Origin of the sequence: Acinetobacter sp. NIPH 817, from assembly GCF_000368405.1 — a bacterium.
Lineage (GTDB): Bacteria > Pseudomonadota > Gammaproteobacteria > Pseudomonadales > Moraxellaceae > Acinetobacter.
On sequence record NZ_KB849420.1, the window covers coordinates 3049976 to 3064888 of the forward strand.

Sequence of the window (14913 nt, forward strand, 5' to 3'; positions counted from 1 at the left end):
AAGAAGGGAAACGAACATCGGCGCACTGTCGATATCTCGCTACCCTCCAAAAAATCTTCAATTCTTCTTGTTTCTACACCCGTTTTTGTAGACGTGACACCCAAAACGGAGCGACCCACGACATTGTCTGAACGAGAATAAAACCAAACAGCAATGCTAACGGTGATAAAGGTTTAACATTGCTCAAAATCAAAATAAATCCAACGATCATGATTGCAAATTTGCCTAACATGCCCCTATACATGTTAGACAGCACTTGTTTTGATGCTCTCGCACCTGCTGTCCTGAAGGATTGCCACGAGAAATAACTCATAGCAAGCCAGCAAACCAGTGCACCAAGTGCCGCACTTAATGCTGCTGTCATGTCTTTTATGCTCCACGCCACTAGGGCGGAAACAGGGATCATACATGCTTGTAAGAAGACCAAAGCTTTTGCTAATCGTCGGTCAATCAAGCGACTAGTTTGGCTCATTATTTATCCACTCACAGCATAAATGCTTGACAAGTTTAGCTGATGATCGCTTTTAATCGCAGGCATTATAGAGTTACACCCCTGAACATGCAATCTTTTCCCGACTTTAGTCGGGGTTTTTCATGACAGGAGGTGCTGACGCTACAGTCAGCCTTTGTTTATTTTTTATCTTACTTTTGCGTACTTAATACACATTTATCTGTTTTTATAGCCAGTTTCTTCCATGCAGTGACGAAATCATCCTCGTTATTCATGCTCTCGTCTACGGGTTGAAAAGTAATGTTACCTAATTTTTGATACTGACTTTTAGTAGTAAAACTTTCCGCTAACAAACACATCTGATCTTTTGGTCGATTATCATTAAGATACTTAATTTGAGCTGCTGTTGGTGCAACATGAGGATCATCTGTCAAAGCGCCTGCGAACTTTAAATTTAAAGAGCGTTCTAAATATTGATAGGCATCATGATATGACCAATATGGCTTACCATTACTTGTACTGTCGTAAGCTTGTGCTGCCTGAAACATTTTACGAGCAAAGATATTGGCATTATTCCAATATTTAGCCTTATTTTCAGGATGCTGCTGGGAACGTAAAGCCGCAATAAAGAAACCGATTCGAACCGCGTTGTTTGGTTCTAACCACACATGGGTATCTACTGTATTAGGTAAAGCCGCACCGCGGGTACTACGCAGGGGTAAAACAGAAACTATGCCACTATCTAATAAGGCAATGGCTTTCTTATTATTACCTAACAATTTATTTAGAGGTGCTTCATGAGCCTTACCCAACCAAATGACCAATGATGCATCATTAATTGCTTTACGGTGCGCTGGGGTTAATTGTACGTCATGCCCAGTTTGTCCCTTTAATAAGAGTTGTGGTTCTTCAACACCTTGAGTGACTTCTTTTGCAATCAGATAGATCGGGTGTGTAGAAACCACCAACCCCTGACTCCACCCTAACGTACTCAAAAGAGAGAACATACTGAAAACAAAAAAACGGAACATGACAGACCATCAATTTAAATTAGCTCGAAGCATGTTATAATATAACAAAGTTACAAAAATACCTAAGATTAATCGAATGAAGCATCGCTTCATGCTAATATTCCGTTAAAAATTCGAGGTTATTTCTATGAGTTCCTGCTCGCATGAACATCATGATTCTTTGCATGGTGTGCATGATCACCATAATGTCGCAAACCGTTTAGCTGAAGCAGAAAATTTATGTTCTGCGACTGGCGCACGACTTACGCCTTTGCGCAAAGAAGTTTTGGAACTCATTTTAAATGCTTCGGGTCCAATGGGCGCCTATGACTTACTCGCACGTATAAAAAGCCAAACTGATCGTCCTGCTGCTCCTCCAACTGTATATAGAACTTTAGACTTTTTATTAGAAAAAGGCTTGATCCATCGCCTAACTTCTATTAATGCCTATATTCCCTGTTGCCACCCTCGCGAAGGCCACCAAGCAGCATTCCTAATTTGTACCGAATGTCACATGGTTAAAGAAGCCTCTTCTCAAGGTTTAACTCACCAGCTTGACCAACTTGCAGCGTCAGATGAGTTCGTGGCTCAACACAGCATTATTGAAATTTCGGGGAAATGCCAACAGTGCCGCACAACTCCTTAAATCCTGTATTAATTCAGCTTGAGCAGGTTTCTGTCCATCGTGATAATCGGGAAATTTTAAAAAAAGTTGATTTTGCTCTACATCAAAATGAAATTGTGTCTTTAATTGGCCCAAATGGTGCTGGCAAATCAACACTGATTAAAGTTCTACTCGGTATTCTCCAACCGAGTAGCGGACGCATCGTTAATTATAAAAAACTCAAAATGGCGTATGTGCCACAAAAATTTAATCCTTCACACAGTCTACCTTTGCGTGTGCAAGATTTACTTGATTTAGAAAAGTGCAGCCCTGCCCTTCGTCAAGAAATTATTCAAGACACAGGCATCTCAAAGTTACAACAATCAAAAGTACAACAACTTTCCGGTGGTGAGCGCCAACGCGTATTACTAGCGCGTGCCCTACTTCGTCAGCCAGATATTTTAGTTCTTGACGAACCGATGCAAGGTTTAGACATTCAGTCAGAAGCTGAACTTTATGAATATGTCCGTAGTCTGCCAGAACGATATGGTTGTGCAATCTTAATTGTTTCTCATGACTTACAATGGGTGATGGAAGGAACACACCGCGTAGTGTGTTTGAATAAACATATTTGCTGTAGCGGTTTACCCGAGAACATTCAACAACATCCTGAATATCAGGCTATCTTTGGAACTCAACGGGTTTTCTACCAACATCATCATGATCATTGTGCTCACGGTGATGCAGCACACCCCTGCCCTCATAACGACCGTCCTCACATCCACCCAGAACCGGAAGCTTAAGCCATGATGGAATGGTTACAATTATTGTTACCCGCATGGATTATGGGAACCTTATTGGTGTTTTTAACCGCACCTCTTGGTTGTCTAATGCTTTGGAGACGCATGTCTTTTTTTGCTGACACTATGGCACACGGAACACTACTTGGGGTTGCGATCGCAGGTGCTTTAAGCCTTCCTCTTTGGCTTGGTGTTGCAGGCACTGCGGTTTTACTGGTCGCAATTTTATGGGCCCTACATGACAATCGCTTACCCAATGATGCGCTCTTAGCCTTATGTTCAGCGACATTACTTTGTAGTGGTTTATTATTTATTCAACATGTTCCAAGTTTAAGACCAGAACTTTTAAGTTATTTATTTGGTGATTTACTGAGTATTGATTGGCCCGACTTACCTGTTTTCACTTTAATAATTGCGCTATCACTCGCAATTCTTTACCGCTTTTGGCAGCCGCAAATACAGTTTGCAATTGATCCAGATATTGCAATTAGTGAAGGGGTAAATGCGAACTGGCAACGTCTTATTTTTATGCTGCTATTGGCTTTATTTACTGTATTAGCCTTACGTGCGGTAGGTTCTTTGCTTATGGGTGCATTACTCGTAATACCAGCTTTAAGCGCTCGCCTACTAGCAAATTCACCAAAGCAAATGGTCGTTTGGGCATTTGTGTTAGCTCAGCTTGGGGTGAGTGTAGGCCTATGGTCAAGCGCAGCACTCAACATCTCTACAGGCTTAAGTATTGTTTTATGCATGGCCTTAACTTTCGCCGTTATTTTCATAACTCAAAAGCTAAAAAACCAGACACAGGCGGCCTAAATTAGGACGCCTGGTGAACTGTACTTAATAATAAAGCCGCACAACTAAACATTACAGCAAAACCCCGATTCAAATATTTTTGCTGTTTAGGAGAGCGAAGTAATCTTAGAACCTTTGATGCTAGCCCTGTATATCCAGCCATTACAATCAAATCAATCGTAATCATTGTTACAGCCATAATCAGGTACTGTATCCATTGAGGCTTACCCAAATCTAGAAACTGGGGTAAAACAGCTAATAGAAATACAATCGCTTTGGGATTACTAATATTGACCACAAAGCCATTTAACAGCAGAGCAGAAATAGACTTATTCTTTTTTTCATGTTGAATTTCGATGTCTTTTATAGGTGCTGTCCACTGTAAATAAGCAAGATATAACAAATAAATCACACCAAACCACTTAACAAACTGAAAAGCCAAAGGTGTCGTTGCAAATAAAACTCCCACGCCTGCTGCCACCACTAAAATTTGAAGTAGCAAAGCGATTTGCAAACCTATTGCATTCCAATAGCCATGCCTAAAACCATAGTTTAGGCCACTCGACATTGAAGCAATTGCTCCTGCACCAGGTGAGATACTAATGACCCAACAGGCCAACATATAAGCGAACCAAACTTGCAGAGACATAGCAAAAAATAGACTATAAAAGTGGAATTATACTGTTTTATAAAGCTATCTTAGTCAGAATTCAAACAATAAAATCAAGAAATAGACTACTAACGGCTCTTCGCATCAGGCACAATAATTAAAGCTCATACTAAATTATAATTGAGGAGATACCTTCCAATGACTGCTCAATCTGTCATTTTGCCATTGCCATCAGATCATGCTCGCTTCATTGTTCTTCGTTTAAAAGACTTATCAATTGATGAATTAAAAAAACAAATTGGAGCTTTATTTGAAGCACGAGACCGTCTAATTACTCAGCATTCTGATGCTCAAATTAAAACAGCAGTCGCTTTTGGTCCTGAACTATGGAAACAGCTCTATTCGCAAACTCCTGTAGGATTTAAACAGCTTGAGCCAGAACAAGGTGCATTCAATATGCCATCTGTGCCAGCAGATGTACTCATTCATATTGCCAGCATGCGCTCTGATATTTGTTTTGCATTAAGCCAAGCATTTTTTGAAGGTATTAAAGATAAAGTCGAAGTTCTTGATGAGCGTGTTTGCTTCCGCTATTTCGATGGCCGAGATATTACAGGCTTTATAGACGGTACAGAAAATCCTCAATTTCCAGATGATCGTGCAGAAACAGCTCTTCTACCCGAAGAGGCTGGTGTATTTGCTGATGGTAGTTTTATTTTCGCGCAGCGCTATGCACACGACTTAGCAAAATGGAAAAAACTTAAAGTCGATGCGCAAGAAAATGTCATGGGCCGCACCAAGCTTGAATCTATTGAATTAGATGATGACGTTAAACCGGAAAATGCTCATGTCGCCCGTACTGTTGTAGAAGATGATGAAGGCGAAGAAATGGAAATCTTGCGTCATAGTCTGCCTTATGGCGACGGCAGAGGCGATCAAGGTTTATTTTTTATTGCCTACACCAAGGACCTGAACATTATTGATGCCATGTTAAAACGTATGTTCGGCACCAGTGGAGATGGTATTCACGATCGCTTATTGCACTTCGTGACCCCGCTTGATGGTGCTTACTATTTTGCACCTAGCGAAGAATTACTCGAAGAAATTTTAGAAGACTAAAAATAAAAAGAGGAGCTGACGCTCCTCTTTTTTTATTCTCATTCTTAGAAAGGAATACGCTTATATTTGCGATATTCAGGTTTCCAGAATGATTGATCGATTTTTTGTTGTAGCAAATCATCACTAATCGTTACAGCTACACCATCTGCCATAGCAGCTTTCGCAACTTCGAATGCAATAACTCTAGACACTTGTTGAATTTCACCCAACGGTGGCAACAAATCAGCTTGTGGATCTTTCAGTAATGGTGAGCAATTCGCTAAAGCACTACTTGATGCCATTAACATATTTTCAGTAACGCGTTTAGCACCCGATGCTACTACACCTAAACCAATGCCTGGGAAAATGTAGGAGTTATTACACTGCGAAATATTATAAAGTTTACCGTGATGATTCACAGGAGCAAACGGGCTACCTGTTGCAATTAACGCTTTGCCTTCAGTCCACTCCACAATATCAGCAGGTACAGCTTCAACACGTGAAGTTGGGTTTGACAATGGCATGACTATTGGACGTTCACAGTTTGCCGCCAAGGTCTTAATGATTTCTTCGGTGAACAAACCAGGCTGACCAGAAACACCAATTAACACTGTCGGCTTAGCATTTTTAACAACATCAAGCAGTGAAATCACTTCTTCAATATTGCCCCACTGATCAACCACCTCAGCTTTTTGTGCCAACTTACGTTGGAAGTCGAGCAAGTTTGGCTGATTCTCAGTGATCAAACCAAAACGGTCTACCATATAAACACGAGCACGCGCTTCAGCATCGGTTAGGCCTTCAGCAACCATTTGAGCAACAATTTGCTCCGCGATACCACAACCTGCCGAACCAGCACCTAAGAAAGCAATTTTTTGATCTTTTAATTGCTTGCCGGCTGCACGACTCGCAGCAATCAAACTACCAACTGATACCGCTGCTGTTCCTTGAATATCATCGTTAAAACAGCAAATTTTATCGCGATACTTTTCTAGAAGTGGCATCGCATTTTTTTGTGCGAAATCTTCAAACTGAATTAATGCTTTTGGCCAACGACGCTTCACAGCATCAATCACCATATCTACAAATGCGTAATATTCATCGCCGCTAATACGCGGCTGACGCCAGCCCATATAGATCGGATCATTTAACAGTTGTGGATTGTTCGTCCCTACATCAATTGTGATTGGCAACGTATAAGCTGGACTAATCCCACCACAAGCTGTGTAAAGCGAAAGTTTTCCAATAGGAATCCCCATTCCGCCAATACCTTGGTCACCAAGACCTAAGATACGTTCACCATCAGTAATCACGATGACTTTTACATTATTTTTATTTACGTTTTGCAAAATATCATCAATCACATCACGATCTGGATATGAAATGAAAACACCACGATGACGACGATAGATATCAGAGAAACGCTGACATGCCTCACCTACTGTTGGGGTATAAATAATCGGCATCATTTCTTCAAGATGATTTTCGATTAGATGATAGAACAAGGTTTCATTGGTATCTTGGATATTACGCAGATAGATATGTCGGTTAATATCATCAGTGAAAGCGCAATATTGTTGATAAGAGCGCTGGCTCTGCTCTTCAATAGTTTCAATAATATGGGGGAGTAAACCGTGTAAGTTAAAGTTACTTCTTTCTTCTTCAGTGAAAGCAGAACCTTTGTTTAGAAGTGGTAACTCTAAAAGTGTAAAACCTGCATATGGGATATAAAGGGGATGTTTACTTGGGTGTCCTGATATCATTGCCTATCTCATTTTCCAGCTTAGAGTAGAGAAAAACACGTTTTTGTATGGTCTCTAAAACTCTTTGTGCGTATAAGCTTAAGCCTAATTCGTTCAAAATAGATATTTTAAACCGTGATGGTAAAATTAAAGACTATTTAGTTAAAACATGTATAAAAATAAACAATAAATATCAATAGTTTAATAATTTTATATTTTTAAAAAATCTTTTATTCTTTTAATTTTATCGGCCTAAACTATACATTTTAATACTACCATATATTTTCCCAAGAAATAATTGTGGGTTTTTAGTGTAATTTACTGATTAAAAAACCACAGAAGGCTTGTATTTATTTGTTTTTAGAATAATGAGACAGTCCACCCTGCAATATTCATTTAAAAAATAATACTCGTTAAGTTGCACAAAAAGAATTACTCGAATATTAAATCCACTCCCCTAACTCCTAGGAAATTTGCTATATTTGACGTTTTTCTGCGACATCTATTTTCGATTGATATGAATACGGCAATACAAGCAGCTCTCGACCATGCAGTGCAAACTCTTCAACAAGAAGGGGTGCTTCCTTCCGACTGGAAAAACACAAGCAACTTAACACGCACCAAAGACCGAAGCCATGGCGACTTTGCTTCTAATATTGCCATGATCGGCTCGAAACCTGCTGGTATGAAACCACGTGATTTAGCTGAGAAAGTTCTAGCTGCATTACCAGAAGTTGCAGATATCAGTAAAGCTGAAATCGCAGGACCTGGTTTTATTAACTTCTTTTTAAATGCAGACCAGCGCTTTGCTATTCTTGACCAGATTCAAGCACAAAAAGAAATCTTTGGTCGCAGCCAAGCGAATGCAGCGAAAAAGATCCAAGTTGAATTTGTTTCTGCAAACCCAACGTCTAGTCTACATGTAGGACATGGCCGTGGCGCTGCATATGGTATGACTGTTGCTACGTTACTTGAAGCAACAGGTGCTAAAGTTGACCGTGAATACTATGTGAATGATGCTGGCCGTCAAATGGACATTTTGGCGACTTCTACTTATTTACGTTATTTAGAATTACTTGGTCAAAACCTTGTATTTCCAAAAAATGCTTATCAAGGCGATTACGTTAAAGAAATCGCACAGACTATTATTGATAAAAATGGCGATGCCTACCTTCGTGAAGTGGCTAATGTCTACAAAGATGTGCCTGAAGACGTACAATATGCAGAAGAACTAGATAGCGACGGCAATAAAGTCGTTTTATCTGGCGACAAAGAAAAACATATTGATGGCCTTATTGCCAATTCACAACAGTTATTAGGTGAAGGCTACCGTGTATTCCACCAAGCTGCTCTTCATGCCATTTTAGATGACATTAAAGATGACCTTGCTGACTTCGGCGTAACTTTCAATCAATGGTTTAGTGAAGCGTCTCTTAGTGCAAAAATTGATGAAGCGTTAGAAACACTTGATCAACGTGGCTTCCTTTATGAAAAAGATGGCAACATCTGGTTTAAATCAACTGAATTTGGTGATGAAAAAGACCGTGTTGTTAAACGTCGCAATGGCCAAACTACATACTTTGCATCAGACATTGCATATCACTTGAATAAATTACAACGTGGCTATACGGACCTAATCGACATTTGGGGTTCTGACCACCACGGTTATATTTCTCGCGTAAAAGCGGCAATTGATGCGATGGGTTACGACTCTAAAAAATTAACTGTACTTTTAGTTCAGTTCGTAAGTCTATGGCGTGGTGGCGAGATGGTTCAAATGTCATCTCGTTCAGGTCAGTTCGTGACTTTACGTGACTTGCGTAAAGAAGTGGGCAATGACGCGGCTCGTTTCTACTACGTAATGCGTAAGAGTGAACAACACATCGATTTCGACCTTGACCTTGCTGTGTCACAAAGTAAAGACAATGCTGTGTATTACATCCAATATGCGCATGCACGTATTTGCCGCATGTTAGAAAAAGCAGCAAGCACAAACCTACAATTCGATGTAAACACTGCTCGCCCGCATGCGGCACGCTTGTCTCTTGATGCTGAAACTGAAATTCTTTCTAAATTAGCAGCTTATCCAGATGCTGTATTGCGAGCTGCAAATGCGTATGAACCACATCAGTTGGGTAACTACTTAAAAGAGTTAGCTGCCTTGTTCCACGGTTGGTACAATGAACATAAAGTATTAAGCGATGATGCCGAGCTTACACAAGCACGTTTATTACTTTCAATCAATGTACAACAAGTGTTGCGCAATGGTTTAGAATTGCTTGGTGTATCTGCACCAGAATCTATGTAAAAATTATATTGCATGACAGTAAATAAAGGTCATGCAATATATAGTAAGCAGTGGTTTGTAGAGTTAAAATAGCTGATACGAACCACTGTTTCAGCATCGTAATACGAGACTCAAACTCGAATTAAAACAATCAAAATACAGAGGAATAATCCACGTGTTTGGCAAAACGCAACGCGGTGTATCTGAAAGACCTAATAAGCCTAAAAAGCCCCTAATTCCTAAATGGTTAGGGACACTTGTCGCTATTTTGGCGGTCTTATGTATCGCTGTAGTGCTTATGCTTTGGAAACCTTGGCAACCTGTTCCCGCAAAAAATCAGATTACCTCTGAACACTATCAAGAAGAAGATACCAATAAAGACTATCGTTTCTACGATCTATTACCTCAACAGCAAGTAACACCTATTCCAGAACAAGCGATTCCTGAGAGCAAAAATCAAGGTACAGCCATGATTGTTGAGGCACCAAGTGCAGCTCAACCAGCAGCTTCAGAAAGTGCAGGAATTGATGCTAATCCATCAGCCACTGCTCCTCAGCAGCCTACCTATATTTTACAGGTTCGCAGCTATAACGACCCCGATCAGGCCGACGCTCGCCGTGCAGAAATCATTTTGAATGGCTTATCTGCAGATGTAGTCAAAAGTAATGAAAATGGGCAAATATGGTACCGTGTTATTTCAGGTCCTTATGACTCCCAAGATGCTGCATTGGCCGCTCAACAAACCTTACAACACAGTGGCATTGATTCTATTGTGATCAAACGCAAGTAAAAGGCAAATAAAAAAGGAACAAATAATTGTTCCTTTTCTTTTAAATATCAGCACAATTCCTTTCATTAGTACCCATTCCCTTTTGTTTCGCTTTCTGAAATGCGGGTCTTTGCTGAATACGATGTAAAAAAGCCTGAATATTGGGGTATTTCCCTTGCAAACGTGATTGCAAAGCTTCCAGTGGGAAACTCATCTGAATATCAGCAAATGAAAAATCACCTGCGAAATATTCATGCTCTGCCAAATAGTTTTCTAAAAAACTAATATGATCTTTCATACGTGGGCGAACAAAATTTGCCTTCACCCCTTCCGTGATTTTTTTTGCTACGGGTTGAATTAACCATGGCACATGCTTATTTACACTATTCATGACCAGAGTCATGACTAATAAAGGCATAAGTGAACCTTCAGCATAGTGCATCCAGTAAATATACTGCTGTAAATCTTGGGGCTGTGTAGGTTTAAATTGCTGCTTTTGATCATAACGCTGCTGTAAATATTCCAAAATCACAGCAGATTCTGCGATGACTTGCTCATCATCAGTCAAAATTGGAGCTTTACCTAAAGGATGAATACATTTCAATGTTTCTGGAGCGGAATAGTTAGGTAAGCGTTGATAATAATGAATATCATAATCTAAGCCTAATTCTTCTAAAGCCCATAAAATTCGAAACGATCGCGAACATTCCAGGTGGTGTACACTAATCATGTTATTGCCTGCTTTTATTTTTCTTTTTACATAAAAAACAGCATGTGAACATGCTGTTTTATTCCATTTGTGGAATGGATATAAAATCATCCACCTCTACAAAATAGCATTTTTACACTGTAACAAGCACAGTATGAATGTCTAAACTACGTAACAAAGTTTTAGTCACTGGCGTTTTACTACATACCGTTAAGATTTTTTGCTGAAGTTCTTCATCGGGTAAGTCTTTAAAAACAATACGACGTTCAATATGTTCTTCATGCTCTCTATTGGTATGAAAATCAATTTCAACCGAGAATTCACCCAAATCATAACCCTTATGCTTCGCATACATTCTTAAAGTAATAAGCGTACATGCAGCTAAACTTCCGGTAAGCAAATCATAGGGTGCTGGGCCTTGGTCCTGCCCTTCAAGTTTTTCAGGCTCATCACAAAAATATTGATGACGTCCACTGGTGATTTCGCCCTTCCATTGTTCAGCAAGGGGCTTTGCTTTACTGCTTGCGATTACTGCTGTCATTTTGATGCTCTCATTTGATCTGGAAGAACAGGGGCTTCTAAACGTGCACCAACATAATCTGGAATTTCACCAAAACGTGCATCATGGTTAATCCATTGCTCGCGCGCTTCTTTTAAATCATCCATTGTACGTGCAACAAAATTCCACCAGAGTAAAATTGGCGTTTCAAACGGTTCACCACCAATCAAAAGAATACGATTGCCTTTTTTTACTTCAATCTCAATTTCACTCAGTCCAGTATCCAAAACAACCATGTTGTCAGCAGTTAACTCATGACCATTTACATGGGCAACACCTTCTAATGCCATAAAGCCATATTCATAATTAGGATTTAATGGAATACGGGTTTTAGTATCTTCGGTAGCAATTAAGTCGACACCCACTAACGGTGTATGAACCACTACTGGAGAAGTCGTTGCCAAATATTCACCTACAAGAACAGTAAATTCTAGACCGTCTTTTTCAACAACAGGTAGCTCGGGGTAATGTTCAAATTTCGGATCCATATTGCGCTTATGATCTGGCAAAGCAATCCAAAGCTGCGCAGCGTGCATTTGAGTTTCTGTATCAGGTGCAACTTCTGTATGTGAAATACCATGACCTGCTGTCATTAAGTTCACTTGCTTAGGACGAATAAGTTGTTTTGAACCCAAGCTATCGGTATGCATCATGGTCCCTTCAATCATCCAAGTGAAGGTTTGCAAACCAATATGAGGATGAGGTCCAACATCTAAACCATCACCTGCAGGAAAGGTGACTGGGCCTGCATGATCTAAGAAACACCATGCTCCAATCATTCGTTTTTGTCGGCTAGGTAAAGCCCGCTTAATGACTGTCCCCTGTCCAATTTCAGCAGAGCGAATTGGAAATTCCTGAATAAACTGATTGGCAAATTTCTCGCAATCCTTTGAATCAGAAATATCGTAATCATTATTATTGCTCATGATATTACTCTCTTTTACCTATGCTTTTGCAATGAGTTGTTTTAATGATCTTAACAATACACTCATTATTCAATATAGTCTTTTAGTAATACACAGGGTGTTATGAATGAGACAATCTGTTTTTTAATTATAGAAAAATCAAGGCTGCATGAAAAAATGCTTAAGATGAGTGATCTTTAACAAGCTGTTTTAGATTTTTCATGAATTGTCCAAATTGCGGGAAAAATTCTTGAAATAGAGGATGATCTCGATTTTCCAACATAATTTCACTAAAAAGTTTTAACCCAACTCCAAAAGATTTTGTAGTTTCATCATCAAAAAAATCTGCTTTTTTTAACTGTTCGACAATTTCGAAGATATCATCATGATTACCTGCATAAAACTCAAGACGCTCGGTATATGTAGATGCTTCATTTTTTGGATTGTTACTAGCATCTACTAAAACACTTTAGATACATTCTCGACTAGTCTTTGCAAGTAATTGGTTAATTTTATGTTTTGAACTATTCTTTAGCTGCTGAGAAAATATTACTGTCGGATCACCTTTTATATTGTGATAGGTTACAAGAACGATAGCCTTATCTCGATATAGGACATCATAAACTCCAACCTTTTCGCTGCTCTCTAATTCATCATAACTGTAATGCCAAAGAGTATCTTTAGTATCCCCCACTCCTATTCCTAAACCAGAGCTTTTGCTAAGACTTATCGATTTTAAATAAGGATAGTACATTACATCATTAATATCATTTACATGTAAATTGTCTGTGTTAAGCATTAAAATGGCTTTTGTTTGAGCAGAGCTTAAACAGACATATTTAATTTTTGTATAATTTTCAGCATGTGTTAAAGAAAAAAGGCAATAAGTTATACAAAATAAACTTAACTTCAAAATCATTTTAAGCATTAATTATTTCCCAGTGGGGCTATTACGGAATTCAAGGGTCTTCTACTTTAAAGATCTTAAAATATCTACCTTTTATTAATAGATAATTCTACATTTACGGATCAAATATAAAATTATGAAGAATTTTATCTGATCAATGTATTATTATTTCCCTAAATTCTAAAAGTACTAAAGAATCATGCCTACAATAAATATTGATATTAGAAATAAATATTCACCCCAGTTTGAGGAGCAACTTATAAAGCTGTTTATCTTGCATGTAAACAGATATTAAAGTTGCCTGATCATGATAGAGATATTCGCTTAAACATACATGAGCCACATTTATTTCTCTGTCCACCAAATTTGACAAAACCCGAATGCTTTACTTTAATTCAGATTGACTGCTTTGCTGGTCGTTCAATAGGAACTAAAAGAACTTTATATCAGTCAATTGTTAAAAACTTATCTATATTAGGTATACCAGATGACCATATAAAAATTCTTATTCGGGAACTTCCCACAGAAAATTGGGGGATACGTGGAGGACAAGCTGCCTGTGATGTAAATTTAGGCTTTGATATTCATATTTAATAAACTTTACAAGTTTTTCCTCTACACGAACCAAACAGTAGAAAAAGTACTTATGCCCTCTTTCTACTAGCAATATCCAATAAATATATATCTCTAATCTGTTCTATTTTCTATAGCTTTGATAAATATATAACTAATGTAACAAGAATAATTTTAAACTTAGATAATACTCAATTATATTTAACTTTTTAATTTATTAGATATTTCAAGACTGAATAGCCTCACTTTATGCCAATTAGTAAATTCAAATCTCGTAGTAGTATCTATAGGTCCATTAGTTATTAACATAATCATTTGAATCATAAAACGATCAAACAGCTTATATTGGGGATAATCAATTGCTCCTGCTATAATTTTAACAAGACAAGGAGTCCAACCTGATCTTTTCTTAAGTTTTTGAATGTATATATCTGTTAAGGGATCATCTCGACCAACTTTTCTAGCAGTTGCACTCACCGAAAGAAAACCATTAGCTGTTTGCTCTATTGTATATAAATTATCTTCAATGAATTTATAAACGGATTTATGATAATTTCCATATCTAATACTGGCACCAATAAGAATAAATACATAGTCTTCTTTAATTTTAGAACATTCATTAATAGAGACGATGTCAATTTGGTACCCATCATTAGCTAATATATGACTAATTGCATTGCAAATTTTAAATGTTTGCCCATCTACACTTGAGAAGGCTATTAATATTTTTTTCATAAAGTTATTTCTTCAGCTTAAAGCTAATTATTAATAATAAATTAATTTTTCTCTTAAAAAATTGTACCTATAAAAGCATTTTGATAGGCCCATTTACCCTCATATTTCTTGGTTTTCAATTATCTATAAAATTAACAGCATAGTGCCGCTTATACAAAAAAAATTAGAGCCTTTAATAGAAATCTATTACTAAGACTTTAACTTGGTTACAAGATAAAAAAAGCCGACTTTTCCAAGTCGGCTTTTTATTAATCTATTCTAGAAATACCACACTGCCGTAGGCATCTTGCACTTCACTTAAACAATGTTTTAAGTTCGTTCATGGCATAAATTTAGCTAAAAGCTACTGCTTTTAGAAA

General features: G+C 38.1%; 15 protein-coding genes and 2 pseudogenes. 7 read left to right on the forward strand and 10 right to left on the reverse strand.

The window, feature by feature from the left end:
• Window positions 1-73: 73 nt before the first annotated feature.
• Window positions 74-472, reverse strand: a complete 399-nt coding sequence (locus F968_RS17975) for an ATP synthase subunit I (protein WP_004795299.1) — start codon at window positions 470-472, stop codon at window positions 74-76.
• A 170-nt stretch (window positions 473-642) separates the two neighbouring features.
• Complete coding sequence (locus F968_RS17980) at window positions 643-1482, reverse strand: metal ABC transporter solute-binding protein, Zn/Mn family (protein ID WP_004795300.1); 840 nt, start codon at window positions 1480-1482, stop codon at window positions 643-645.
• A gap of 127 nt (window positions 1483-1609) precedes the next feature.
• Between F968_RS17980 and F968_RS17985 the strand changes: the two genes are divergently transcribed.
• Genes F968_RS17985 through znuB form a run of 3 tightly spaced genes read left to right on the forward strand, consistent with a single transcriptional unit; the run spans window position 1610 to window position 3681 of the window.
• Window positions 1610-2107: a transcriptional repressor gene (locus F968_RS17985; RefSeq protein ID WP_003655556.1), complete on the forward strand. Its 498-nt coding sequence runs from the start codon at window positions 1610-1612 to the stop codon at window positions 2105-2107.
• Window positions 2080-2868: a zinc ABC transporter ATP-binding protein ZnuC gene (gene znuC, locus F968_RS17990; RefSeq protein WP_034591560.1), complete on the forward strand. Its 789-nt coding sequence runs from the start codon at window positions 2080-2082 to the stop codon at window positions 2866-2868. Before F968_RS17985 ends, znuC begins: the two co-directional genes overlap by 28 nt.
• 3 nt (window positions 2869-2871) lie before the next feature.
• Window positions 2872-3681, forward strand: a complete 810-nt coding sequence (znuB, locus tag F968_RS17995) for a zinc ABC transporter permease subunit ZnuB (protein ID WP_004795302.1) — start codon at window positions 2872-2874, stop codon at window positions 3679-3681.
• A 1-nt stretch (window position 3682) separates the two neighbouring features.
• On the opposite strand, the gene F968_RS18000 is transcribed toward znuB, so the two are convergent.
• A complete protein-coding gene (locus F968_RS18000; protein WP_004795303.1) occupies window positions 3683-4309 on the reverse strand; it encodes a LysE family transporter in 627 nt (208 codons plus the stop codon).
• 159 nt (window positions 4310-4468) lie between these two features.
• On the opposite strand from F968_RS18000, the gene F968_RS18005 reads away from it, so the two are divergent.
• Entirely contained in the window at window positions 4469-5389 is a 921-nt protein-coding gene (locus F968_RS18005) for a Dyp-type peroxidase (protein ID WP_004795305.1), read from the forward strand.
• Window positions 5390-5433: 44 nt separating this feature from the next.
• Here F968_RS18005 and F968_RS18010 read toward each other — a convergent pair whose 3' ends face one another.
• A complete protein-coding gene (locus tag F968_RS18010; protein WP_004795306.1) occupies window positions 5434-7131 on the reverse strand; it encodes an NAD-dependent malic enzyme in 1698 nt (565 codons plus the stop codon).
• A gap of 496 nt (window positions 7132-7627) precedes the next feature.
• On the opposite strand from F968_RS18010, the gene argS reads away from it, so the two are divergent.
• Both argS and F968_RS18020 read left to right on the forward strand, forming a co-directional pair.
• Complete coding sequence (gene argS, locus F968_RS18015; RefSeq protein ID WP_004795309.1) at window positions 7628-9418, forward strand: arginine--tRNA ligase; 1791 nt, start codon at window positions 7628-7630, stop codon at window positions 9416-9418.
• A gap of 154 nt (window positions 9419-9572) precedes the next feature.
• Window positions 9573-10187 (forward strand): SPOR domain-containing protein, encoded by a 615-nt coding sequence (locus F968_RS18020; protein WP_004795310.1) that lies wholly within the window; start codon window positions 9573-9575, stop codon window positions 10185-10187.
• A 40-nt stretch (window positions 10188-10227) separates the two neighbouring features.
• On the opposite strand, the gene F968_RS18025 is transcribed toward F968_RS18020, so the two are convergent.
• The 5 genes and pseudogenes from F968_RS18025 to F968_RS18040 form a co-directional block, all read right to left on the reverse strand.
• The gene (locus tag F968_RS18025) at window positions 10228-10896 is read right to left on the reverse strand and encodes a glutathione S-transferase family protein (protein ID WP_004795312.1); all 669 of its coding nucleotides are present in this window, start codon (window positions 10894-10896) and stop codon (window positions 10228-10230) included.
• A 112-nt stretch (window positions 10897-11008) separates the two neighbouring features.
• Window positions 11009-11416, reverse strand: a complete 408-nt coding sequence (locus tag F968_RS18030) for an OsmC family protein (RefSeq protein WP_004795314.1) — start codon at window positions 11414-11416, stop codon at window positions 11009-11011.
• Window positions 11413-12360 carry a pirin family protein gene (locus tag F968_RS18035; RefSeq protein ID WP_004795317.1) on the reverse strand — a complete coding sequence of 316 codons (948 nt, stop codon included), beginning with the start codon at window positions 12358-12360 and terminating at the stop codon, window positions 11413-11415. The genes F968_RS18030 and F968_RS18035 overlap by 4 nt, the downstream gene beginning before the upstream one ends.
• 160 nt (window positions 12361-12520) lie before the next feature.
• Window positions 12521-12784: pseudogene (locus F968_RS20045) on the reverse strand (DUF3861 domain-containing protein); the annotation flags it as partial.
• Window positions 12785-12808: 24 nt separating this feature from the next.
• Entirely contained in the window at window positions 12809-13267 is a 459-nt protein-coding gene (locus F968_RS18040; RefSeq protein WP_004795319.1) for a hypothetical protein, read from the reverse strand.
• 178 nt (window positions 13268-13445) lie between these two features.
• Between F968_RS18040 and F968_RS20050 the strand changes: the two are divergent.
• A pseudogene (locus F968_RS20050) lies at window positions 13446-13840 on the forward strand (tautomerase family protein).
• Between the two features lie 180 nt (window positions 13841-14020).
• On the opposite strand, the gene hemG reads toward F968_RS20050, so the two are convergent.
• On the reverse strand, window positions 14021-14554 hold the full coding sequence (gene hemG / locus F968_RS18045) for a menaquinone-dependent protoporphyrinogen IX dehydrogenase (RefSeq protein ID WP_004795321.1): 534 nt from the start codon (window positions 14552-14554) through the stop codon (window positions 14021-14023).
• Between the last annotated feature and the right edge of the window lie 359 nt (window positions 14555-14913).